This window comes from Klebsiella scottii, assembly GCF_036561945.1.
In the GTDB taxonomy this organism is placed as follows: domain Bacteria; phylum Pseudomonadota; class Gammaproteobacteria; order Enterobacterales; family Enterobacteriaceae; genus Klebsiella; species Klebsiella scottii.
In genome coordinates this window covers 546,041-568,966 of the sequence record NZ_JARXNI010000020.1, presented here as the reverse complement: position 1 = coordinate 568,966, position 22,926 = coordinate 546,041, and the positions used below count along the sequence as shown (strand labels likewise).

Annotated in this window: 22 protein-coding genes and 1 other annotated feature; of the genes, 10 read left to right on the top strand and 12 right to left on the bottom strand. The window is 58.9% G+C overall.

Translation table 11 applies throughout. From position 1 onward, the window contains the following. Positions 1-110 precede the first annotated feature (110 nt). Entirely contained in the window at positions 111-1,433 is a 1,323-nt protein-coding gene (gene shiA, locus QFI97_RS10355) for a shikimate transporter (protein ID WP_346431084.1), read from the top strand. A 44-nt stretch (positions 1,434-1,477) separates the two neighbouring features. Continuing rightward, on the top strand, positions 1,478-2,218 hold the full coding sequence (locus tag QFI97_RS10350; RefSeq protein ID WP_346431083.1) for a lipoyl protein ligase domain-containing protein: 741 nt from the start codon (positions 1,478-1,480) through the stop codon (positions 2,216-2,218). Here the strand turns inward: QFI97_RS10350 and QFI97_RS10345 are convergent. Then, the gene (locus QFI97_RS10345) at positions 2,211-3,134 is read right to left on the bottom strand and encodes a LysR family transcriptional regulator (RefSeq protein WP_095100962.1); all 924 of its coding nucleotides are present in this window, start codon (positions 3,132-3,134) and stop codon (positions 2,211-2,213) included. The two genes, QFI97_RS10350 and QFI97_RS10345, sit on opposite strands and share 8 nt — an antisense overlap. Before the next feature lie 118 nt (positions 3,135-3,252). On the opposite strand from QFI97_RS10345, the gene QFI97_RS10340 reads away from it, so the two are divergent. Beyond that, positions 3,253-3,642, top strand: a complete 390-nt coding sequence (locus tag QFI97_RS10340) for a tautomerase family protein (RefSeq protein ID WP_346431082.1) — start codon at positions 3,253-3,255, stop codon at positions 3,640-3,642. A gap of 32 nt (positions 3,643-3,674) precedes the next feature. Here QFI97_RS10340 and QFI97_RS10335 read toward each other — a convergent pair whose 3' ends face one another. Beyond that, positions 3,675-4,406 carry an HPP family protein gene (locus QFI97_RS10335; protein ID WP_331834637.1) on the bottom strand — a complete coding sequence of 244 codons (732 nt, stop codon included), beginning with the start codon at positions 4,404-4,406 and terminating at the stop codon, positions 3,675-3,677. A 206-nt stretch (positions 4,407-4,612) separates the two neighbouring features. Here QFI97_RS10335 and QFI97_RS10330 point away from each other — a divergent pair, with 206 nt between their 5' ends. Further along, positions 4,613-5,722: an adenosylhomocysteinase gene (locus QFI97_RS10330; RefSeq protein ID WP_346431081.1), complete on the top strand. Its 1,110-nt coding sequence runs from the start codon at positions 4,613-4,615 to the stop codon at positions 5,720-5,722. Positions 5,723-5,764: 42 nt separating this feature from the next. Here QFI97_RS10330 and cobT read toward each other — a convergent pair whose 3' ends face one another. The 4 genes from cobT to sbmC all read right to left on the bottom strand — a co-directional run bounded on the left by cobT (position 5,765) and on the right by sbmC (position 9,120). Continuing rightward, positions 5,765-6,823, bottom strand: a complete 1,059-nt coding sequence (gene cobT / locus QFI97_RS10325; protein WP_346431080.1) for a nicotinate-nucleotide--dimethylbenzimidazole phosphoribosyltransferase — start codon at positions 6,821-6,823, stop codon at positions 5,765-5,767. Positions 6,824-6,998: 175 nt separating this feature from the next. Further along, positions 6,999-7,322 carry a DUF496 family protein gene (locus QFI97_RS10320; protein ID WP_041146350.1) on the bottom strand — a complete coding sequence of 108 codons (324 nt, stop codon included), beginning with the start codon at positions 7,320-7,322 and terminating at the stop codon, positions 6,999-7,001. A 167-nt stretch (positions 7,323-7,489) separates the two neighbouring features. Next, entirely contained in the window at positions 7,490-8,548 is a 1,059-nt protein-coding gene (locus tag QFI97_RS10315; RefSeq protein ID WP_095100954.1) for an FUSC family protein, read from the bottom strand. 98 nt (positions 8,549-8,646) lie between these two features. Continuing rightward, positions 8,647-9,120 (bottom strand): DNA gyrase inhibitor SbmC, encoded by a 474-nt coding sequence (gene sbmC / locus QFI97_RS10310; protein ID WP_346431079.1) that lies wholly within the window; start codon positions 9,118-9,120, stop codon positions 8,647-8,649. Positions 9,121-9,377: 257 nt separating this feature from the next. On the opposite strand from sbmC, the gene QFI97_RS10305 reads away from it, so the two are divergent. Together QFI97_RS10305 and QFI97_RS10300 are read left to right on the top strand one after the other, a co-directional pair. After that, positions 9,378-10,292, top strand: a complete 915-nt coding sequence (locus QFI97_RS10305; protein ID WP_346432078.1) for an extracellular solute-binding protein — start codon at positions 9,378-9,380, stop codon at positions 10,290-10,292. A 14-nt stretch (positions 10,293-10,306) separates the two neighbouring features. Then, positions 10,307-11,080 (top strand): molybdate ABC transporter permease subunit, encoded by a 774-nt coding sequence (locus QFI97_RS10300; RefSeq protein WP_095100949.1) that lies wholly within the window; start codon positions 10,307-10,309, stop codon positions 11,078-11,080. On the opposite strand, the gene QFI97_RS10295 is transcribed toward QFI97_RS10300, so the two are convergent. Together QFI97_RS10295 and dacD are read right to left on the bottom strand one after the other, a co-directional pair. Next, the gene (locus QFI97_RS10295; RefSeq protein ID WP_346431078.1) at positions 11,070-12,506 is read right to left on the bottom strand and encodes a capsule assembly Wzi family protein; all 1,437 of its coding nucleotides are present in this window, start codon (positions 12,504-12,506) and stop codon (positions 11,070-11,072) included. The two genes, QFI97_RS10300 and QFI97_RS10295, sit on opposite strands and share 11 nt — an antisense overlap. A 153-nt stretch (positions 12,507-12,659) precedes the next feature. Continuing rightward, positions 12,660-13,826: a serine-type D-Ala-D-Ala carboxypeptidase DacD gene (gene dacD / locus QFI97_RS10290; RefSeq protein WP_346431077.1), complete on the bottom strand. Its 1,167-nt coding sequence runs from the start codon at positions 13,824-13,826 to the stop codon at positions 12,660-12,662. Positions 13,827-14,068: 242 nt separating this feature from the next. On the opposite strand from dacD, the gene sbcB reads away from it, so the two are divergent. Beyond that, entirely contained in the window at positions 14,069-15,493 is a 1,425-nt protein-coding gene (gene sbcB, locus QFI97_RS10285) for an exodeoxyribonuclease I (protein ID WP_346431076.1), read from the top strand. 47 nt (positions 15,494-15,540) lie between these two features. Here sbcB and fusA read toward each other — a convergent pair whose 3' ends face one another. Beyond that, positions 15,541-17,643, bottom strand: coding sequence for an elongation factor G (gene fusA, locus QFI97_RS10280; RefSeq protein WP_095100941.1), 2,103 nt, complete (start codon positions 17,641-17,643; stop codon positions 15,541-15,543). 237 nt (positions 17,644-17,880) lie between these two features. Between fusA and QFI97_RS10275 the strand changes: the two genes are divergently transcribed. Further along, positions 17,881-18,198: an ArsR/SmtB family transcription factor gene (locus QFI97_RS10275; RefSeq protein ID WP_095100939.1), complete on the top strand. Its 318-nt coding sequence runs from the start codon at positions 17,881-17,883 to the stop codon at positions 18,196-18,198. Between the two features lie 54 nt (positions 18,199-18,252). Here the strand turns inward: QFI97_RS10275 and QFI97_RS10270 are convergent, their stop codons facing one another. The 3 genes from QFI97_RS10270 to QFI97_RS10260 form a co-directional block, all read right to left on the bottom strand. Further along, complete coding sequence (locus tag QFI97_RS10270) at positions 18,253-19,611, bottom strand: APC family permease (protein WP_331834644.1); 1,359 nt, start codon at positions 19,609-19,611, stop codon at positions 18,253-18,255. Positions 19,612-19,900: 289 nt separating this feature from the next. After that, on the bottom strand, positions 19,901-20,791 hold the full coding sequence (locus QFI97_RS10265) for a LysR family transcriptional regulator (protein WP_331834645.1): 891 nt from the start codon (positions 20,789-20,791) through the stop codon (positions 19,901-19,903). Positions 20,792-20,829: 38 nt separating this feature from the next. Then, positions 20,830-21,654 carry an SDR family oxidoreductase gene (locus QFI97_RS10260; RefSeq protein ID WP_331834646.1) on the bottom strand — a complete coding sequence of 275 codons (825 nt, stop codon included), beginning with the start codon at positions 21,652-21,654 and terminating at the stop codon, positions 20,830-20,832. 176 nt (positions 21,655-21,830) lie between these two features. Between QFI97_RS10260 and hisL the strand changes: the two genes are divergently transcribed. Together hisL and hisG are read left to right on the top strand one after the other, a co-directional pair. Beyond that, complete coding sequence (hisL, locus tag QFI97_RS10255; RefSeq protein ID WP_115193915.1) at positions 21,831-21,881, top strand: his operon leader peptide; 51 nt, start codon at positions 21,831-21,833, stop codon at positions 21,879-21,881. Next, positions 21,857-21,979: a sequence feature (His leader region), on the top strand. Its footprint overlaps the gene before it by 25 nt. Before the next feature lie 46 nt (positions 21,980-22,025). After that, on the top strand, positions 22,026-22,925 hold the full coding sequence (gene hisG / locus QFI97_RS10250; protein ID WP_095100931.1) for an ATP phosphoribosyltransferase: 900 nt from the start codon (positions 22,026-22,028) through the stop codon (positions 22,923-22,925). Position 22,926: the final 1 nt, after the last annotated feature.

Sequence of the window (22,926 nt, the reverse complement as noted above, 5' to 3'; positions counted from 1 at the left end):
AAATCTTTTCTCTCGTCCGGCGGCGCGGTAGTCTCTTTGATGGCGCCGCTAAGAGTGCGTCTCATTCCAATAACGATAACGTAACATCAGAACAGATTGACAGGACAGGTATGGACTCAACGCTTACATCCCCTCGCCCCGTCGGGGAAGCCCACTCACTTCATCGCGCGCGAAGAGCGGCGTGGGGCAGCTTCGCCGGCGCGGTGGTCGACTGGTACGACTTTTTGCTTTACGGCATCACCGCCGCGCTGGTCTTCAACAAGGAGTTTTTCCCGCAGATCGGCCCGGCAATGGGCACCCTGGCGGCCTTTGCCACCTTTGGCGTCGGTTTTCTTTTTCGTCCTCTGGGCGGCATTATCTTCGGCCATTTTGGCGACCGCCTCGGGCGCAAGCGGATGCTGATGATGACCGTCTGGATGATGGGGATCGCCACCGCCTGCATTGGCCTGCTGCCCTCGTTCAATCAAATCGGCTGGTGGGCGCCGGTGCTGCTGGTGATTCTGCGCGCGATCCAGGGTTTTGCCGTCGGCGGCGAATGGGGCGGAGCGGCGCTGCTTGCCGTCGAAAGCGCGCCGAAGAATAAAAAGGCCTTCTACAGCAGCGGGGTCCAGATTGGCTATGGCGTCGGCCTGCTGCTCTCAACCGGCCTGGTCTCGCTAATCAGCGCCAATACCAGCAATGAACAATTTTTGAGCTGGGGCTGGCGTCTTCCCTTCCTGTTCAGCGTCGTGCTGGTGCTGGCGGCGCTGTGGATCCGCAACGGCATGAGCGAATCGGCTGAGTTTGAACATCAGCAGCAGAAAAATCTGCCCCTGCCGGCGAAAAAGCGTCTGCCGGTAGTCGAAGCGTTATTCCGTCATCCCGGCGCCTTTTTGCTGATTATCGCTCTGCGCCTGTGCGAGCTGCTGACGATGTATATCGTGACCGCCTTCGCCCTCAATTACTCCACGCAAAATCTCGGCCTGCCGCGCGAGCTGTTCCTTAACATCGGCCTGCTTGTTGGCGGGATCAGCTGCCTGACCATTCCCTGCTTCGCCTGGCTGGCGGATCGCTTTGGCCGTCGGCGCATCTATATTACCGGCGCGCTGATCGGTACGCTAAGCGGCTTCCCGTTCTTTATGGCCCTCGAAAGCCAGTCCTATTTCTGGATCCTGTTCTTCGCGCTGATGCTGGCGAATATCGCCCACGATATGGTGGTTTGCGTACAGCAGCCGATGTTCACCGAAATGTTCGGCGCCAGCTACCGCTACAGCGGAGCCGGCGTCGGTTACCAGGTCGCCAGCGTCGTCGGAGGCGGCTTTACGCCCTTCATCGCCGCCGCGCTGGTCACCTTCTCCGGAGGCTCCTGGCACAGCGTTGCTATCTATCTGACCGCCGGCTGCCTGCTCTCGGCCATCACGGCCATGTTGATGAAAAAACCTCAGCACGTCTGACAGCGCCCGGGACGACGGGAAACCGTCGTCCATAAGGAGACTCCATGATTCAGGACAACAGAGCGGCCTGCTGGCCGCAGCGCTTCATTCATCAACAGCTGCCGCTGCACTACTACGCCGACCCGACGCTTGCCGAGCTGCCGCTGTTCGAGCGGGCCCGTAGCGGCGAAGCGCTGGCCCAGCTGTGGCAGGCCCCGCAGGGATTCGTCGTCCCCGGCAGCTACCGAAAATTCAGCCAGCTCTCCGCCGTTAGCGAACGCTTTGCCGGGCGCGGCTGGCCGGTGTGGCTGCGTCGCTCCGGCGGTGGTCTCGTGCCGCAGGGGCCGGGGATTGTTAATCTCAGCCTTGCCTGGCCGGTCTATCAGCCGCTGGGCGAGGCCGCTGAACCGATCTATCTGTTGTTGTGCGGTCTGCTGCAGCGCGCGCTGGCGACCTTTGGCGTCGATGCCCATTTTCAGGCGGTGAGCGGCTCGTTTTGCGACGGACGCTATAACCTTGCCTGCGGTCAGGGGGAGCAGGCGCGTAAAATTGCCGGTACCGCGCAGTACTGGCGGCCGATGGCGGAGGGCCGCGGTCATGTCGTTCTCGCGCACGCGGTGATCCTGATCGATATCGATCCGATCGCCGCACACCGGGCGGCCAATGATTTTGAGTCACAGCTGGGCAGCGGCCGGATTTACCGCGCGGATAAAACCATCACTCTCGCGCAGCGCCTGCCGGGCGAAAAAGATCTGCTTCCCCGCTTCCGCCAGGCGCTGGCGACCGAGCTGCAAAATCTCAGCTGAAGCTACTTTTCAGATAGCGGCTGAAGGTCTCTACCGCCCGCGATACGCGCGGCGCGTAGGGGCGGATCACATACAGACTGCCGGCAAAAACGTCCACCGGCCGCCAGCCGGGCAGCAGCTCCTGCACCTCTCCGCGCCCTATCGCCTCCCGGGCGCTAAAATCGGGCAATAGCGCAATCCCCAGCCCCGACAGCACCGCATCGCGCAGCGATTCGCTATTGTTCGTGGCAAAGGGGCCGCGCACCGGGACGCTCACGCGCCCGGCGCGATCGTCCTCAGACTCAAACGCCCACTGCGGGCTTTGCGAACCGCGCGGGTAGGTCAGGCACTGGTGGTGGCGTAGCGCATCGGGGGAGTCCGGGACGCCAAAGCGGCGGATATACTCTGGCGAGGCAACAACCAGCGTGGCGGTCTGACACAGCGTCCACGCGACATGGGTATCCGGCAGCGCCTCGCGACGACAGTGACGAATCGCCAGATCGAATCCCTCGCTGGCGAGGGATACCAGCCTGTCGGTGACCTCCAGCTGCAGCTGCAGCTGCGGATGCTGGTGCAGAAAAGGGGTAATCGCCGGGACCAGCTGCTGGCGGGAAAAGGCGACCGGGGCCGTAACCCGCAGCGTGCCGCGCAGCGGCCCCTCGTCATCGCGGCTGCCGTTAAAGATATCGCGGAGCTGGCCGAAGGGCGCATTCAGCTCCGCCACCAGCCTAAGCCCGTCTTCGCTCAGCGTCACGCTGCGGGTGGTCCGGTGCACCAGCGTCTTGCCGGTTACCCGCTCCAGCTCGCTGATTTTCTGGCTGACTGCCGATTTACTCACCGCAAGCTTTTCCGCCGCGCGGGTATAGCTTTTCTGCTCTTCCAGCACCGTAAGCCAGTACAAATGGGTCCAGAAAACGTCGGGGCGCGGATCGCTCATCTCGATTGTTCACCTGTAAAAACAATGAATTCAAATATAGCGGTTTTTGCCCGTTGTCACATTGGATAGCATCGGTTTTGCCCACTCATCGTACACAGGATAATAAGGATAGCCTGCCATGCCGCTACTGACATTTGATGTGATTGAAGGTCGCAGTGAAGATGAAATAAAAACGCTGCTCGATGCCGCCCACCGCGCCGTACTGCACGCCTTTAAGGTGCCGGAACGCGATCGCTACCAGATTGTTCATGAAAACAAGCCTCACCATATGGTGATTGAGGACACCGGTTTAGGCCTGACGCGAAGTCAAAAGATGGTGGTGGTCAGGGTGTACACCAGCCCACGCAGCGAAGAACAAAAACAGCTGTTTTACGCGACGCTGCTCGCAGAACTGCAGGAACACTGCGGGCTGAGTCCCGATGATTTGATGGTTTCGGTGCTGAGCAATCAAAAAGGCGACTGGAGTTTTGGCCGCGGCGTGGCGCAGTATCTGACCGGCGGGCTTTAGCCGCTCACCGCCGCCCCACGCAGACGGCGGCGTTACGCCCTCGGCGCAGCGGCCATGCGCCGGCGCGCTTTTTGTTCGATATTTTCCAGCAGCTCCTGAACGTCATCTTCGTCAATATCCAGGAACTGACCATCCAGCAGCGCGGCATGAATGTCCTCGCGGGTCACCGAAAGCCCCAGCGGAACCACTTTGCTTTTCACCTCTTCCGCCGCCAGCGGATGCGGATAGCGGCGTCCAACAAGGTTATTGAAAACGATCGCCAGCAGGGCCAGCATGGCGGAGTTCAGCAGCACCGGCGTCAGCACAAAGTAATAGCCCTCGCTGTGTACGCCAGCCCCGCCGAGAATGGCCGTCAGGGCAACGGCGCCGCCCGGCGGATGCAGGCAGCGCAGAAAATACATGCCCGCAATCGCCAGTCCGGCCGCCAGACCGCAGGCCAGCGCAAGGTCAGGCACCAGCACGCCAACGGTAACGCCGATCAGCGCCGACAGCACGTTGCCGCCGACAATCGACCACGGCTGCGCCAGCGGGCTGCTGGGTACGCCAAACAGCAGCACCGCCGAGGCGCCCATCGGGGCGATAAACCACAGATTGACTTCGCCCAGCAGCCAGTGGCTGAACATACTGGTGACCGCCAGCCCCGTCCCCGCGCCGATGGAGCCGAGGAGAATATGCTTTCTGGCAACCGGCAGCGCATGAGGCTTCAGGCGGCCGATAAAAATGCGGATCCGCGAAAACACCGCGGAAGGTAAAACGCTTAACATCTCACTGCTCGCTCAGGTCATATAAATTTCTTATATTTTATTTTCTTTTTTTAACCATATTTTAACAACCACGTTTTTTTCATGCCTATCCCCCTCGCGTCCTCTGACCGGCAGCCATTGACCCCGGCTATGTGATTTCACCTTACTACGCTAGAATCATCCTCGTTCGGGATTTCACCCACTCTACGGATTGAAGGCATAATACGTTGAATAATAATATTAATTTAGAGAAAGAAGTGGCATGGGCCAGCCAGAACATGCCGCGCACTCTGCGCCAGGTTGCCGCACTTCCCGACCTGAGCCAGGTTCGACTAGCCTGCTGTATGCATCTGGATATGAAAATGATCCCGCTGGTGCAGGGCATTCTGGAAAAGGGCGCGCAGGTATTTTTAACAACCTGTAACCCGACCACCGTACAGGACGAGGTCGTCAGCTGGCTGGTCGCGCGCGGAGCAGAAGCCAGCGCCTGGCGCGATATGAGCGATGCCGACTGGCAGCAGTCGTGGCAAAAGGCCATCGCCTGGGGGCCAACGCATCTGTGTGAAATGGGGGCCGATATCACCACCCTGCTCCACCAGCGCGGCGAATTTGGCAATATCGTGGCCGGGCTGGAAGCGACCGGTTCCGGCGTCAGCCGGCTGGGCGATATTCGCCCGGGCTATCCGATTTTTAACTGGGACGATCTGCCGGTTAAAGAGGGCCTGCATAACCGCCACATGGTCGGTCTGACCGCCTGGCACACCTTCTTCCAGACCACCCATCTCACGCTGCATGAGAAAAAGGTGCTGGTGATCGGCTATGGCCTGGTGGGCCAGGGCGTTGCCGCCGCCGCAAAAGCCTTCGGGGGCCAGGTGATGGTCGCCGAAGTCGACCCTGCCCGTCGCCTGCAGGCGGCTTACGACGGCTGGCATGTCGTCGAACTGCAGGACGCCATTGCCTCGGCTGACGTCGTCGCCACGGCAACCGGCGCTAAAAAGGTGGTTAACAGCAGCGCGCTGGATAAAGCGAAAGACGGGGTATTTATCCTTAACGTCGGCCACGTTGCGGAAGAGATTGACTGCGGCTACCTGCGCCAGTTCAGCCATGAAGAGGTGATGCCGTATATCAACGCCTATCAAATGAATGGTAAAACCGTTTACCTGATGGCCAACGGTTCGATGCTCAACCTGACCGCCGGTTTTGGCGATAGCCTGAACGCGTTTGACGTTACGCTGGCGGTGATGACCAGCGGCATCCACCATATCGTGACCGATGGCAGGAAGGCCGAGGCCAAGGTCTATCTGCTGCCGCAGAGCGTGTGGCAAAAAGCGCTGTAGGCCGGATAGCAACAGGGCGCCTGACGGCGCCCTGATTGGCGGTTAACGGCTCTCCGGCAGGACGATATTGCTCTCCGCAAGGGTCCCCATCTCGTTAAACACCGTACAGGCGGCCTCTACCAGGTGCATAGCCAGCGCCGCGCCGCTCCCCTCACCCAAACGCATCCCCATATCCAGATACGGCTCAAGCTGCAGATGCTCAAACGCAATGCGCGCGCCCTTTTCCGCCGACAGATGGGAGGGGATCAGATAGGGATGAACGGCCGGCGCAATACGGCAGGCCGCCAGCGCCGATGCACAGGAGAGAAAGCCGTCCAGCACCACCGGCAGCCCGCAGGATGCGGCCCCCAGCATGACGCCGGTCATGCCAACCAGATCGAAACCGCCAACCTTCGCCAGCACCTCCAGGCCATCCTCCGCCTGCGGTTGGTTGACGGCAATGGCCCGACGCACCACCTCCGCCTTATGCGCCAGCCGCGACAGCGGCAGGTTTGCCCCGATGCCGACGGTATCCTGCGCATCGCGCCCGGTGAGCACGCTCACCACCGCCGCCGCCGGCGTGGTGTTCGCCATTCCCAGTTCGCCAACGCCGAACAGCGTCACGCCCTGAGACGCCAGCTCGCGGGTATAGCTGATGCTCGCCAGCAGCAGCGTCGTCGCCTGTTCGCGACTCATCGCCGCCGTTTGCGCAATATTGCCGCTGCCTCGCGCCACTTTTAAGTCGACAAGGCCTGGGATCGGCTCCGCATCGATCCCGGCGTCGACGACCCGGACTTTTGCCCCCGCCTGCGCCGCCAGGACGCAAACGCCGGTATTTTGCCGGGTCATATTTATCGCCTGAATCGCGGTAATCGCCTGGGGTGAGATAGTCACGCCCTCATGCCAGACGCCGTGATCGGCGCACATCACCACGATCGCTTTTTCTGCCAGCCGCAGCTGACCATTCAGCCCCGGCATTCCAGCCAGCTGCACGGCCAGCGCCTCCAGGCGGCCCAGGCTGCCGGGGGGTTTTAATAAACCGTCAAGATGCTGCTGCGCCTGGGCCATCGCCGCCCGATCCGGCTGCGGAATGTCGGCAATGAGGTCCGAAAGTGTGTCCATGATGTTCCTCGTAGCGCTAAAAGGGAGCGGACCGTTGCGCGCATATTTTTCTACGTTCAGGCCAGCAGCCTGCGTTATACGGCGGTTCGCCATACGGAAGAAAGGAGTCGTTCAGAGGGAATGCCGGGGAGAACTCCCGACGGCGAGAACCGCCGCCGGGCAGGGTCGGGGGAGATTACTCTTCGACCTTCGCTTCGCCGATCACTTTCAGCTTTTTGGAGATATCGCGACGTTCTTTAGAGAGTTCAGCATTTTTGATGATGTAATCATCAACGCGATCTTCGTAATCGCTCTTCATGCTGGCAATGATGCCCTGGATAGCTTCAACGCTCATGCCCGGTTTGATGTAGTCGCTGAGGTTGTCCAGCAGCAGTACGCGCTTCTGGTTATCACGGATCTTTTTCTCAACGTCCTGAATTTCACGCTGCAGTTTGTTCTTACGACGATAGAGACGAACAAACTCCAGTACGTCCTGGAAAGAAGGCTTAGTTGTTTCCATTTTTATACCCCTAATATTTGAGATTCGGATTCGCTAAAGCGACTGCAATATAGGGCTAACATAACTGTTAGCAGCCGCTGATGACAATGTTTTTTCCTTTAGGGTTATCATACCCCTAAATGCTGCTGAATCGAAGCAACCTGTGGTCGTTCTCGCGCATCTGGCTTTTATTTACGCAACGCCCGACAGATCAAATTCGACAGCAGCTCAAGCTGGCGCGCCAGCTCTATCGTCAGCCAGACGTAGCCGTGTATCGGCGTTTCCGAGAGGTTTTCGCCCGGATGCTCTTTGATAAGCTGACGCAGTTCGGCGACGATTTCATTAAGCTTTTCAGTATTGGCGCGGATCGGCTGCGGGTTGCCTTCATACAGGGCGTGGGCGATGGTCAGCAGCGTTTGCTGGGTCATCTGCTGAGTTTCGCGCAGCGTAAGGGAATTTAGCATCACAAAGTGCCCCGGCCGCGAGCCCCAGTAAGCGTTGACCTGCAGCTCAAGCATACAGACCAGGTTACGGCTGACGGTCTGAATCGCCTCGAAAATGGCCTTCTGGATATGGGTTTCTTTGCTTGCCGGCGTAATCAGGCCGCGCATTTTCACCACGTCGTTCAGGACCTTTTGCAGGTGTTTTTCCAGCCGCGGACGCTCGACCAGGTTTGGCGAGATCCCGGCCTGATACAGGCGATTAAGGGCAGTGACGTAATTTGCCATCTGGATACGCCAGTGCAGAAACGCCCGCTGCGGCCAGATGCCGGTAAACAGCATCGCCAGCAGGGAACCGAAGATAACATCGCCGCTTCGCCACAGCGCGGTGTTCATGTCTCCCGGCGGAGCCCCTACCACCACCGCCAGCGTAATGCCGATCAGCAGCGCCTGGTACGGTTTTTTCCCTAAGGCCAGCCAGCCGCAGAGGAACATCGCCGCCGCGCACCACAGCACCATAACGGGTAAGGAGATTAGCTCCAGCTTGAGCGCCACCAGCCCCAGCGCGGAGCCGAGGATGGTGCCGCCGATCCGCTCAAACGCGCGCGGCACCACGTTGCCCCAGAACGATATCGGCCCCATCACCACCACCAGAGTAATCAGCGGCCAGGTGCCTTCCGGTACGTTCAGCAGCCGTACCAGTAAAAAGGTGAGAACAAAAGCCAGCGCGATGCGTATGCCGTGCACGATTCGGTAATGGCGATACAGACGAATTTCTAAAGGCTTAAGTGATTTATCAGCGCGCACGACCCTCTCCGCTAAGAAGAAAAGGCCAATTGTAACTGCTTTTTCACCGCAAGCATCACGCTAATGTAAGAAACCTTGTTCACTCCGGGGATAAGCGCCTACCTGCCGATACGCTCAACCGCCACGTACATTTCGATATCCCAGTAGCCGTCGTGATTGCCGTCGTTAAGATAGAGCTCAAAACAGGGTTTTGGCGCCAGCTGGTACTCTTTGCTTTGCAGCAGGCTTTCAAAGAACTGCAGCCAGGGCGTGGAGAAATCATGGTTCAGCACCCGCGCGCTGGCGAAAGCGTACTCTCCGCCGGCGATCTCGGTCAGGATCGCGCCTTCGCTATTGACTGGAATGACGAAGTCGTCGTCCACCGTTACCACGGTGTCGCAGCGCAGCTTTTCCGCCGGCACCTGCTGCGGGTTGTCGTAATAGACGGCGACCCACTCCCGGGCCGGGATCTGGCGACTGCTGACCCATGCCATCAGCTGTTCAAAACCCTGCTTAACGGTCTGTTCCCAAGGCCCAACCATATGAAAACCGGCGATTTTACGCGCACCAAGGGACTTAACGCTGTAGTTCATATTGCCTCCGCTATTGATAAGAAATACTGTATAAATATACATGCAATGTAGCAGGCAGCCAAAAAACAGTATGTGCGCGGATTCACAGAGTCGCCATTGGCCGGTGCTGAAAAATCATTCAGGAAGCCGACACGCAGAACCGATACTTCAACCGCACCTCAATGCCGCCTGCGCATAAATTGTTTTCGCCGCGCTGATTATTGATAATCGTTATGTAAATAAAAACATAACGAGTGGAACTACCGATGCAAGGAAAAATGAAGTTTGCGCTGGCAGCAATGCTGGCACTGCAGTTCGCCCCCGCGGCTATGGCGCAGGATATTCGCGTCACCTATGCCGGCTCGATGGGTAAAGTGATGGATCAGGGGCTAGGCCCGGCGTTTGCCAAAGCGCAAAACGGCGATTATCAGGGCCAAGGCCAGGGCGCTTACGGCATGGCGCGCCTGCTGGCAAGCCACAAGCTGACCGCCGATGTTTTCGTCTCCATTACCCCGGGCCCGATGCAAATCCTGAAAGACGCCGGCTTGATTGACGATGCTGTCCCGGTCGCCAGCACCAGCATGGTGGTCGCCTGGAGCCCCAAAGGGAAATATGCCGCGCAGTTTGCCGCCGCGAATAAAAACCAGGATGCCTCGTGGCTGAAGCTGCTGACGCAGAAAGACGTCCGCTTTGGCCGCACAGACCCGTACGTCGATCCTAAGGGCCAGAATATCGTCTTTACCCTGCTGCTGGCCGAGAAGTATTACCGCCAGCCTGGCATCAGTGAAAAAATCCTCGGCGAGCTGCAAAACCCGGCGCAGACCCACCAGGAGGGCGGCCTGCTAAGCCGTCTGGAGAGCGGCCAGGTTGACGCCGCGGCGGGCTACGAAAGCGAAGTCCTCTCCGCCCACCTGCCCTACGTCGCGCTGCCCGATGAGATTAACCTCAGCAACCCGGCAATGGCGAAACAGTGGTATGACACCGTCAGCTTCACCATTAAGGACAGCGCTGGTAAAGACCAGACGCTGCACACTCAGCCGCTGGTCTTCTACGCCGCGGTGCTGAAAAACGCGCCGAACGGCGTGGAACAAGGGAAAAAATTCATCCGGTTCATGGAGAGCGCTCAGGGGCAGCAGCTGTTTAAACAGTACGGCTACGCCGCGGCACAAGGGGAAAACCTATACGCCAGGTAAAACGCGCCGGGCGCATTGCCGGCTGGCTCGCGCTGCCGGCTCTGCTGCTGCTCAGCGTCCCCTTCCTCACCCTAATCAGCGTCACGCCGTGGCAGCATCTGCGGCTGGCCTGGCGGGACGACGATGCGATCCTCGTGTCGATGGGGCTGGGGTGCCTGGCGCTGGCGACGATCGTGGCGATAGGCCTGCCGACCGCCTGGTGGCTGTCGCAGGCCAGCGGTCGTCGGCGTCTGCTGGCGGAGCTGCTGCTGATGATCCCGCTGCTGACGCCGCCGCTGGCGATGGGGATTTTACTGGTCTCGGCCTATGGCCCCTACGGGCTGGCCGGACAATGGCTGACGCGAATGGGCGTCACGCTGGTGAACAATCCCGCCGCCTTTGTCATGGCGCAGGTCTACGGCGCGCTGCCCTACTTTATCGTGGTCGCCCGCTCCGCCTTCGCCACGGTGCCGAAAGCGATCCTTGAAGCCGGACAAACGCTGGGGGCAACGGGCTGGAATCGCTTTCGCTTTCTAGCCCTGCCGATGGCGCTGCCGGGGCTGGCCTCCGCGGTGGCGCTGGCCTGGGTACGCGCCGTCGGCGAGTTCGGCATTGTGATGATCTTTGCCTATTTCCCCCAGGGGATCCCGGTAAAACTCTATACCAACCTGCAAAACGACGGCGTTGACGCGGTCTATACCCTGCTGTGGATGCTGCTGATCGTCACCCTGCCTCTGCCGCTGGCCTGCTTTGCGCTGGGAAGAGGCACGACGTGGCGGCGAAAAACGCCGCCGGCGGTTACAGGCTAAAAGGTAGCTCAATCCCGACACTGGCGCCCAGATCGTCGCTGTCGCTGTGGTTAGCGTCGGTATACCACAGGGAGGTGCTGAGGCGCACGGTGGGCATCACGTCGCCGCTCCAGCCTAACTGCACGCCCTTCAAGGTATCGGCGTGCGGGAAGGCTTTATTAATCCGCTGATTTTTCGGGTTCACCTCGGCGTAAACCAGCCGCGCGCTCCAGCGCTGATTCTCCTCCGTCACCAGTTCGACCTTACCGGCGTACAGACGCCCGTCGCCGCCCATCGCGTCGCCTAACGGATAACCCTGCTGGTAGTAGCCATCTTTATAGATAAAGTGGTTATAGATGTAGTTGGTGCGCCCCATATTCGAGCGGGTATCGTGCGCCTCCAGGTACCAGTTAATCGCGCTGCTGTTCCACTGGTGATGCCCTTCGACGCCGCCGAGGTAAAGGTGGGCGGACGGCAGGTACCCGGCTTCATCCTCGCCGATCATCTGCCCGTAGACGCTCACCGGCCAGCCCGTCGTCGGCGCCAGCTTCAGTTTAAAATCAAAGCCCGCCAGCTGATTGCCCGGATCGTCCGCCGAATCGCCGGTGTTATCGCGCCCGGTGAGCCCCTCCCAGAAGCTGCCAAAGGAGGAAGGCCGCCCCTCGCCGCCCCACTGCATAATGCGCGAAGCGCCCAGCTCCAGCGAGGTAAAGGGGGATACCGTCAGGCGGCCGCCAAAAATTTTAGTATGCGGTACCGCCGCGTACTGGCTCATCTGGCTGGCGGAAAGCTGGTACTGCCAGGGGCCAATCCAGCTTAGCCAGGCGTTCTCCGGAGCCCGCTGTTCGGCGCGCTGCAGCAGAAAACCGGTCATCGGCCGCGCGGCGTCGGAACGAATCAGGCTCCCCTCATAGCCGGGCCCCCACCACTGCGGAATTTGGCCAAACGCCAGCCACTGGTTCCACAGCTTCAGCGCCCCGTAAGCACCGTTGGCGTTAACGTTGGAGCTATTGCCGATGCGCTTGTCTCCTTCAACGTTGCCCTGCAGGTGCAGATCCCACCATTCGCCGCTGTTATTGAGCGCGATGGAGAGCGAGTGGTCGGCAGGATAAGACCCGGCAAAGCCCTGCGGCGTTCCCGGCCTGTCGGTTGAGCTATAGCCGGTGACGCGCACGTCGGCTTTTAGCGACCTCAGCCGTTGATTCACCCGGCCCAGCACCGCCCTCTCTGCGGATGTTGCCGGATGAGCGTTGGCCAGCGCGCGGCCGATCTCCTCCTCGCTCAGGGGCCAGGTCGATAAACTCAACGAGAGGGCTCCACGATCGGATAACCAGGCTAAATCATTGCGGAAGTCGTTATCGGCCAGAACCAGGCCAGAGGCTAAGCTTGCAGGACTAAAAACGGCAAGAAGTCCCAGAGAAAGCGCACTACGCGCGAAAAATTTCATCTTCCCAGCTCCATTTCAGGCGCACGGGCGCCGGCGTATTTCCTTAAAGGTGAGCAGGTAAGGTAATTGACTGAAACTAAACAAATCGCCAACCAGCGCCACAACAGCGCGCTGCGGGAAAAGATGCCGCTCCGGGAGAGAGCGGCACGAAGGTCAGAGCTTGTGGTGCAGATAATCACTCATGCGCGAGAAAAGGCCGCCTTCGCCAACGCTTTCCAGCGTCACCAGCGGCCAGTGGGCCACGACCTTATCGCCGTCGTAGAGCGAAATCTCCCCGACCCGCTGATTGGCGGCGATCGGCGCCTCCAGCTCTTTCTGATCCAGCACATATTTGGCCTTAATACGCGAAACCTCAGACTTCGGCAGCGCTAACCAGAAGTCCTGGTCGGTGCCGAGCTGGATCTGGTCCTTATCGCCATACCAGATAGGCTCGCTGCCCACTTTTTTACCTTTTTGCAGGACCTGGACGGTATCGAAGTTTTGCTGGCCCCAGTGCAGCAGTTTGGCCGCCTGCTGCTCGCGCCCTTTCGGACTCTCGGCCCCCATCACCACCGCTATCAGGCGACGCTGGCCGTCGACGGCGGAGGCAATCAGGTTAAAACCGGCGCCGGAGGTGTGGCCGGTTTTCAGGCCATCGACGTTCATGGTTTTATCCCACAGCAGACCGTTGCGGTTCTGCTGGGTAATACCGTTCCACGTCAGGCTTTTCTGACTGTACATGTGGTACACGTCAGGCTCGCCGTGAATAATCGCCCGCGACAGGACCGCCAGATCGTAGGCCGAGCTATGCTGCCCCGGCGCATCCAGCCCGTGTACGGTTTCAAAATGGGTGTCCTGCAGGTGCAGCTTTTGTACGTATTCATTCATCAGGGCAACGAACTGCGGCTGGCCGCCGGCAACGTAGTCGGCCAGCGCCACGCAGGCGTCGTTACCGGAGTCGACGATAAGCCCGCGGCTTAAATCACGGACGCTAAGCCGATCGCCGGGTTTGAGGAACATCAGCGATGAACCATCGAATACCGGGTTGCCCTTCGCCCAGGCATCTTTGCCGACGGTGACCATATCGTCAAAGGTAATGCGATGGCTGTCGATGGCGCGATCGACCACATAGCCGGTCATTAATTTCGTCAGGCTGGCGGGGTTACGCTGCTGATGTTCGTTACCGGCGGTCAGGATCTGACCGGTGGTGTAGTCCATCAGCACCCAGGAGCCTGCCTGAATGGAAGGCGGCGTCACGGTGACGGGAAAATCATTCGCGGCAAAGGCGCAAGAAACGCTCGAAGCGAGCAAAGTTACAGCAATAAAAAAACGGCCTTTCAACGGCATATCCTCAAGATTTACAGATCCGCCGTCCTTTTTACGGAAATTCTCCTTTCATATCATGGTTTAATTGCAAGAAAATATGACACGATAAACGCGCTGCGCGGCCGACGCCCTTCTGATGGCCGGACAAATCGTTTACCATAGCCCGTCATACTTCAAGCTGCACGTGCGCTGGCTTTGTGGCTCACCCCGAACGATTTAGCGTATGGACGCCAACCACCACGGAAAATAGACAGACTATGCAAGATAGCGCCAACCAGCCCGGATTTTTGTTCCACGACTACGAAACCTTTGGCACCCGCCCGTCCCTTGACCGGCCGGCGCAGTTTGCCGCTATCCGCACCGATGCGGATCTTAACGTTATCGGCGAGCCCGAGGTATTCTACTGCAAGCCGGCTGACGACTATCTGCCGCAGCCCCAGGCGGTGATGATTACCGGGATAACGCCGCAGGAAGCGATCGCCAAGGGCGACAATGAAGCCGCTTTTGCCCGCCGCATTCACGATCTGTTCACGGTGCCAAAGACCTGCATTGTGGGTTACAACAACGTGCGTTTCGATGACGAAGTCAGCCGCAATATTTTCTATCGCAACTTCTACGATCCCTACGCCTGGAGCTGGCAGCACGATAACTCGCGCTGGGATCTGCTGGACGTGATGCGCGCCTGCTACGCGCTGCGCCCGGAAGGCATCAACTGGCCGGAAAACGACGACGGCCTGCCCAGCTTTCGCCTTGAGCATCTGACCGTGGCCAACGGCATCGAGCACAGTAACGCCCACGATGCGATGGCCGACGTGTATGCCACTATCGCCATGGCGAAACTGGTCAAAACCCGACAGCCTCGCCTGTTCGACTACCTTTACACCTTCCGCAATAAGCGCAAGCTGGCGACGCTGATTGACGTGCCGCAGATGACGCCGCTGGTCCACGTTTCCGGAATGTTCGGCGCCGCACGCGGCAACACCAGCTGGGTGGCTCCGCTGGCCTGGCATCCGGATAATCGCAATGCGGTGATTATGGTTGACCTTGCCGGCGATATGTCGCCGCTGCTGGAGCTGGACGCAAACGCGCTGCGCGAGCGGCTGTATACCGCCAAAGCCGACCTCGGCGACCTGCCGGCGGTACCGGTCAAACTGGTCCACCTCAACAAATGCCCGGTGCTGGCCAAGGCCAATACGCTGCGCCCGGAAGACGCGGAGCGTCTGGGCATCAACCGTCAGCGCTGTCGGGATAACCTGCAGCTGCTGCGCGGCCAGCCGCAGGTGCGGGAAAAAGTGGTGGCGATCTTTGCCGAGGCGGAGCCGTTCGTTCCTTCCGACAACGTCGATACTCAGCTCTATAACGGCTTCTTCAGCGATGCCGACCGCGCGGCGATGAAGATTGTGCTGGAGACCGAGCCGCGCAACCTGCCGGCGCTGGACATTACCTTCGCCGATCCGCGTATCGAACGCCTGCTGTTTAACTATCGCGCGCGAAACTTCCCCGGCAGCCTCGATGAAGCCGAGCAGCAGCGCTGGTTAGAGCATCGTCGGGAGGTGTTTACGCCGGAGTTTTTGCAGGCTTATGCCGATGAGCTGCAGACATTGCAGCAGCAGTATGCTGACGATAATGAAAAGCTGACGCTGGTGAAAGCGCTGTGGCAGTACGCGCAGGATATTGTTTAATATAAATAAATTCCCGGCTCAGCGTGGCGCAGGCCGGGAACGGTTATTTATCCTTTCGCGCGGCTGGCGATAATCGCCTCCGCCACGTTACGCGGGGCCTCCGCGTAATGATGGAACTCCATGCTGTAGGTCGCCCGCCCCTGGGACATCGAGCGCAGGGTCGTGGAATAGCCGAACATCTCGGCCAGCGGCACGTCGGCGCGAATAATCTGGCTGCCGAAGCGCTCTTCCATCCCCTGCACCATGCCGCGGCGGGAGGAGAGATCGCCCATAATATTACCGGCGTACTCTTCCGGCGTTTCCGCTTCCACATGCATCACCGGTTCGAGGATCACCGGGTCGGCCCTGCGCGCGCCCTCCTTGAAGCCGAAAATGGCCGCCATGCGGAAGGCCATTTCCGAGGAGTCGACGTCGTGGTACGAACCAAAAGTCAGGGTCGCTTTGACGTCCACCACCGGATATCCTGCCAGTACGCCGGTGCCCATCGCTTCACGCAGGCCCTTTTCCACCGAAGGAATGTACTCGCGCGGCACCACCCCGCCTTTGGTGGCATCTTCAAATACGAAGCCGCTACCGGGCTCCAGCGGTTCGAGAGTCAGCACCACGTGGCCGTACTGCCCCTTACCCCCGGACTGGCGGACGAATTTGCCTTCCACCTCTTTCACCGTTTTGCGGATCGTCTCGCGGTAGGTTACCTGCGGGCGGCCAATATTCGCCTCAACGCCAAATTCGCGTCGCATCCGGTCAACGATAATTTCCAGATGCAGCTCGCCCATCCCGGAAATAATCGTCTGGCCTGACTCCTCGTCGGTGTGCAGGCGGAACGACGGATCTTCCGCCGCCAGGCGCTGCAGCGCAATGCCCATTTTCTCCTGATCCGCTTTGGTTTTCGGCTCGATAGCCAGCGAAATCACCGGCTCGGGAAACTCCATACGTTCCAGGGTAACGATCGCGTTCGGATCGCACAGCGTGTCGCCGGTGGTGACGTCTTTTAGACCGACGCAGGCGGCGATATCGCCGGCATGCAGCTCGTCCACCTCGTGGCGATCGTTGGCGTGCATCAGCACAATACGGCCGATACGCTCTTTTTTACCTTTAACCGGGTTATACACCGCATCCCCTTTCTTCAGGGTGCCAGAATAGACGCGGATAAAGGTCAGCTGGCCCACGTAGGGGTCGGTCATCAGCTTGAACGCCAGCGCTGAGAGCGGTTCATCGTCAGCAGGATGGCGCTCTGCCGGCCGGCCCTTCTCATCAACGCCCTGAATCGCCGGGATATCCAGCGGGGACGGCATCAGTTCGACGACCGCGTCGAGCATCCGCTGGACGCCTTTATTCTTAAAGGCGCTGCCGCACAGCACCGGCTGGATCTCTCCGGCAACGGTGCGCTTACGCAGCCCGGCTACGATCTCAGCCTCGCTCAGATCGCCCGTTTCCAGATATTTGTCCATCAGCTCATCGCTGGCCTCCGCCGCCGCTGAAACCATTTTCTCCCGCCACTGCCGGGCGGTTGCCAGCAGCTCATCCGGCACCGGAGCATAGCTGAAGGTCATCCCCTGGGTCGCATCGTCCCACAAAATGGCGCGCATTTTGATTAAGTCCACGACCCCGACGAAATGCTCTTCGGCGCCGACGGGAATGACCACCGGCACCGGATTGGCCTTCAGGCGGTCGATCATCATCTGCACCACGCGGAAGAAATCGGCCCCCGGGCGGTCCATTTTATTGACGAAGGCCAGCCGCGGGACCTGGTACTTATTCGCCTGCCGCCAGACGGTTTCCGACTGCGGCTGCACGCCGCCCACGGAGTCGTAGACCATTACCGCGCCATCCAGCACCCGCATGGAGCGCTCGACTTCGATCGTAAAATCGACGTGCCCGGGGGTGTCGATGATATTAATCCGGTGCGGTTCAAAGCTGCGGTCCATGCCGGGCCAGAAGCAGCTTACCGCGGCGGAGGTAATGGTGATCCCGCGCTCTTGCTCCTGCGCCATCCAGTCGGTTGTTGCCGCGCCATCGTGTACTTCACCCAGCTTATGGCTCATTCCGGTATAAAACAGAATGCGCTCAGTGGTGGTGGTTTTACCGGCATCGATATGCGCGGAGATACCGATGTTGCGATAACGTTCGAGGGGGATGGGTCGGGGCATGATGCGTCCTTAGTCATTTTGACTGTCAGTGAGCGGCGAAATGGCCGCGGTTCGTTCAATGGCATCTATCATAGTACAACTGTACGAGTATATTCGAACTATTTTTGCTATCGTTACTATTGGTGAAGCTGCGGCAGCGCGCGTGGCTTTAGCGATTCAGTTTGGGTATATTACCGGCCAGCCGCCGATACGGGCTGCTGTTCCGCGGAACAGAGCAACCGCCGACACAGGAATATTATGATCGCCAATCACCCCGAACGTGAACAAATCCGCCTTGAAAATGTTCTTTTTGCCCTTGGGAATCCGATGCGGCTGGAGATTATTCGCATCCTCGCCGACGGCAGCGAGCAGAGCTGCAACGCCCTGCGCCATGAAGACGTCGCGAAGTCCACCATGACCCACCACTGGCGCGTTCTGCGCGATAGCGGCGTGATATGGCAGCGCCCGCAGGGGCGGGAGAATATGATTTCACTGCGCAGGGAGGATCTGGAGGCGCGTTTTCCCGGGCTGCTGGATACGCTACTCAGAGTGATGCGCCAGGAAGTGCAGAAGTAACGGAAACAAAAAAGCCGGAGGTCTCCCCCCGGCTTTTTTTATCCTGTCGCCCGATCAGGCAATGTCTTCGTACTGCGGAACCGGGTTGCGGAAACGACGGGTAACACAGGCCAGATAAACCAGGCCGATGGTGCCCCAAATCAGGCCCAGAACCATAGAACTCTGTTCCAGGTTGACCCACAGTGCGCCTACGGTCAGCGCGCCACAGGTTGGCAGCACCAGGTAGTTGATGTGGTCTTTCAGGGTCTTGTTACGCTTCTCACGGATCCAGAACTGTGAAATCACCGACAGGTTAACGAAGGTGAAGGCCACCAGCGCCCCGAAGTTAATCAGCGCCGTCGCGGTCACCAGGTCGAATTTAATCGCCAGCAGCGCAATCGCGCCCACCAGCAGGACGTTAAACGCCGGGGTACGCCATTTCGGGTGAACGTAGCCGAAGAAGCTGGTCGGGAATACGCCATCGCGGCCCATCACATACATCAGACGGGAAACGCCCGCATGTGCGGCCATGCCGGAAGCCAGAACGGTCACGCTGGAGAAGATCAGCACGCCCCACTGGAAGGTTTTGCCCGCCACGTACAGCATGATTTCAGGCTGCGACGCGTCCGGATCTTTAAAGCGAGAGATATCCGGGAAGTACAGCTGCAGGAAGTAAGATGCGCCGATGAAGATCATCCCGCCGATCAGCGCGGTCAGGAAGATAGCCTTCGGGATCACCCGCTCTGCGTCTTTGGTCTCTTCAGACAGAGAAGAGATACCGTCAAAGCCGAGGAACGAGAAGCACAGGATGGTCGCACCGGTAATCATCGGCACCACGTGGGCCCCTTCGGACCAGAACGGACGGGTGCTGGTCAGCGTACCGGCGCCTTCACCGTGCATGATGCCGTAGATAATCAGGCCGACGATAACCGCCACGATACCCATCTGCAGAACCACAATCAGGGTATTGAAGTTCGCCACGGCCTTGATGCTGCGCAGGTTGGATACGGTCATAAAACCGACCAGCGCAACCACGAAAATCCACGACGGAACGGAAGGCATCAGCGCTTCAAAGTAAATCTTCGCCAGCAGGATGTTGATCATCGGCATAAACAGATAGTCGAGCAGCGATGACCAGCCAACCATAAAGCCAACGGCCGGGCTGATAGATTTCTGAGCGTAGGTGTAGGCGGAGCCTGCCGACGGAAAACGACGAACCAGTTTACCGTAGCTCAGCGCCGTGAAAAGAATTGCGATCAGCGCGAAGGCGTAGGCCGTCGCAACGTGACCGTCAGTCAATCCAGAGACGATACCAAACGTATCGAACAGCGTCATCGGCTGCATATAGGCCAGGCCCATCATGACAACCGGAATCAACGTAAGGGTTTTACGTAATTCCACGCGAGAGGTTTTTGGAGTAGCGTTATGCGACATTGTGGTCATCCCCTTTTACGGCGAAAGCCATCGCGTAAGCAAAAAATTGCCCCATTTCTGTGTATTCCTCAGCGACAACAACTGTCGGTTTTTAGTAAATATCTATCCGGTACGAAGCCCGGCCTCTTGGTATTGAATGATGTGTCTTTAAAGCAAAAAAATAACCGACACTTTAAAAAGCGTCGGCTAGTTTCTGTTTTTCAGGCCGCGTATTTTGCAACATTTACTGGCCGGATGACAAGCCGTTGAAGAGCCAAATAATTGTAGGAATTATTTAACAGACTAATATTCATACGATTTTAGTATTGTATATCCTGCCAATAGCATTATTTGCTAAAACTGCATTCTGCCACCATCCGCTGGCAAGGCCGGAAGCGTCCTCCTGCCAGCCAATCCACGCCCGGTGAATCGGCTGATGGGCGGCGACCTCTTTCATTATCAGCTCGCCGCGGTCCAGCTGGGGCTGCGCCAGGTATCGCGGCAGATAGCCCCAGCCGAGACCGGCGGAAACCAGCGCCAGCTGGCCGGGAAAATCAAACGCGGCCAGATGCTCCCGATCGTCGGCGGATGGCCAGCCGCCGCCGCAGATAATGGCCCGCTGGCGCTTCATCACCCGCCAGCTCAGCGGTTCCGGCATCTGCGCCAGCGGATGCTGCGGCGCGACGACAAAAACATGCTCCAGCTCGCCCAGCGGGCTGAAGCCGTAGCCGCCAAGAGCCGGCGGGTCGCTTAACGCCCCCAGCACGATATCCGCCCGCCCTTCAACCAACGCCTCCCAGCGGTCGGTAAGCGTCTCGCGGCAAAAGCGCAGCTGCGCCAGATTGTGCTGCTGGTAAAACTGGCCCACCAGCGGCGCCAGTAAAGAGAAGGGAAAGGTGGCGTCCACGGCAATGACCAGCGCATTTTCCCAGCCCTGGTGCAGCTTAATCGCCTGTTTTTCCAGCTCGCGGGCGGTGTGCAGCACTTCGCGCCCCTTTTCCAGAAGCAGCTGCCCGGTGGGCGTAAAGCGCGCGCGGTGTCCGCTGCGGTCAAGAAGCTGAATATTAAGGTCGCTTTCCAGCTTGTGAATGGTGTAGCTCAGCGCGGAGGGCGTTTTATAAAGCTTTGCCGACGCTGCGGCAAAGCTCCCCTCTTTTTCCAGCGCATCCAGAATAACGAGGACATCCAGCAGTGGTTTCATCGCCGCCCCCTTACGGTTCGCGATTTCCCGCTGACTGATTATTCCATCGGCATGACCAGCGGGTCCGGGTACTGATACTCAAACCCCAGCTCATAGCAGATACGGTTGCCGTCGATAATCTTGCCGCTACCGCCGTCCGGATTATCGGCAAACACCGGCGGCGGAAGGCCAAGTTCGCGGGCCATCTGCGGATAGAAGACGCCGCGAGCGGGATGCTTTGGCGCACATATATTATAGATGTGTCCGCCCTTCGGGGCCTGCAGCAGCAGCTCAATCGCGGCGATAACATCCTGCAGATGGACCAGATTGACCCCTTGCTGGCCGTCCGGCGCCGACTTACCGGCAAAGAAACGTCCCGGATGGCGCGAGGGCCCCACCAGCCCGGCAAGGCGTAAAATATCGACCGAGGTCCCCGGAAGGTTATGCAGCCAGTCCTCCAGCTCTTTAAGCACCCTGCCGCTGGCGGTTTGCGGATTGCGGGGGGCCCCCTCTTTTAAGGTGCCGCTGGCGTTGCCATACACCGAGGTTGAGCTGGTAAAAATTATCCGCGGCACGTGGTGGGCTAAAGCGGTATCCACAATTTCCTGTACCGCCTGCAGATAGAAATCCTCCCCCGGCCCGGTACGGCGAGCCGGTAAGGTGATCACCAGCGCATCGACGTTCATCAATGCATCCAGATCTTCCGTGTCGCAAACCAGCTGGGGCTCAAGACGCAGCGGATAGCCGTCAATTCCGCACATCCGTGCCGCCTCCACGCCATCCTGCGTCGTCTTACTGCCGGTCACCTCCCACCCACGCGCCATCAACGACAGCGCAAGGGGCATACCCAACCATCCTAATCCGACAATCGCGACCTTTTTCATATCCTGGCTCCTGACTCTTTCGCTGTGCTGACTTAAGGCTACGCCAGCCGGCGGCAGCTGACAATTTCTTCGGTCAATATGAAATGAATTAATGATAGTAAAAAGCCCTTGCTTTATGCCGCTGAACTGGTTTAGGTTAAAAGGCATCAAATGCATAGTCATTCAAAGAGAATTTTATGAACTGCGTTCAATCTAAAAACCACCATCATCACCATCATCCTGACTAGTCTTTCAGGCGATGTGTGCTGGAAGACATTTGGATCTTCCAGAGGTGCATGAACGCAAAGAGAGCCCCCGGAAGATTTACTTCCGGGGGCTTTTTTTTGAATTAAATTCGGACAGATTCAGACAGGTATAAGAGGAAAACAAGAATGTTAGACAACAGCCGTTTACGCATAGCTATTCAAAAATCAGGCCGCCTGAGCGAAGATTCACGCGAATTATTGAGCCGCTGTGGCATCAAAGTGAATCTGCATACTCAGCGCCTGATTGCGCTGGCAGAAAATATGCCTATCGATATTTTGCGCGTGCGTGATGACGATATCCCGGGCCTGATTATGGACGGCGTGGTCGATCTGGGGATTATCGGCGAAAACGTGCTGGAAGAAGAGCTGCTGAGCCGCCGCGCTCAGGGCGAAGACCCGCGCTACTTCACCCTGCGCCGTCTTGATTTCGGCGGCTGCCGCCTGTCGCTGGCCACGCCGGCGGATGAGCGCTGGGACGGCCCGTCGGCGCTGGATGGCAAACGCATCGCCACCTCCTACCCGCACCTGCTGAAGCGCTACCTCGATCAGAAAGGAATTTCGTTTAAGTCCTGCCTGCTGAACGGCTCCGTTGAAGTCGCCCCGCGCGCGGGCCTCGCCGACGCCATCTGCGACCTGGTGTCTACCGGCGCAACCCTCGAAGCCAACGGTCTGCGCGAAGTGGAAGTGATGTTCCGCTCCAAAGCCTGCCTGATTCAGCGCGACGGCGAAATCGCCGATGCCAAACAGCAGCTGATTGACCGCCTGCTGACCCGTATTCAGGGCGTGATCCAGGCCCGGGAATCGAAATACATCATGATGCACGCGCCGACCGAGCGCCTGGAAGAAGTCGTGGCTCTGCTGCCGGGCGCCGAGCGTCCGACGATCCTGCCGCTGGCGGGCGATAAGCAGCGCGTAGCGATGCACATGGTCAGCAGCGAAACCCTGTTCTGGGAAACCATGGAAAAACTGAAAGCGCTCGGCGCCAGCTCGATCCTGGTTCTGCCGATTGAGAAGATGATGGAGTAAT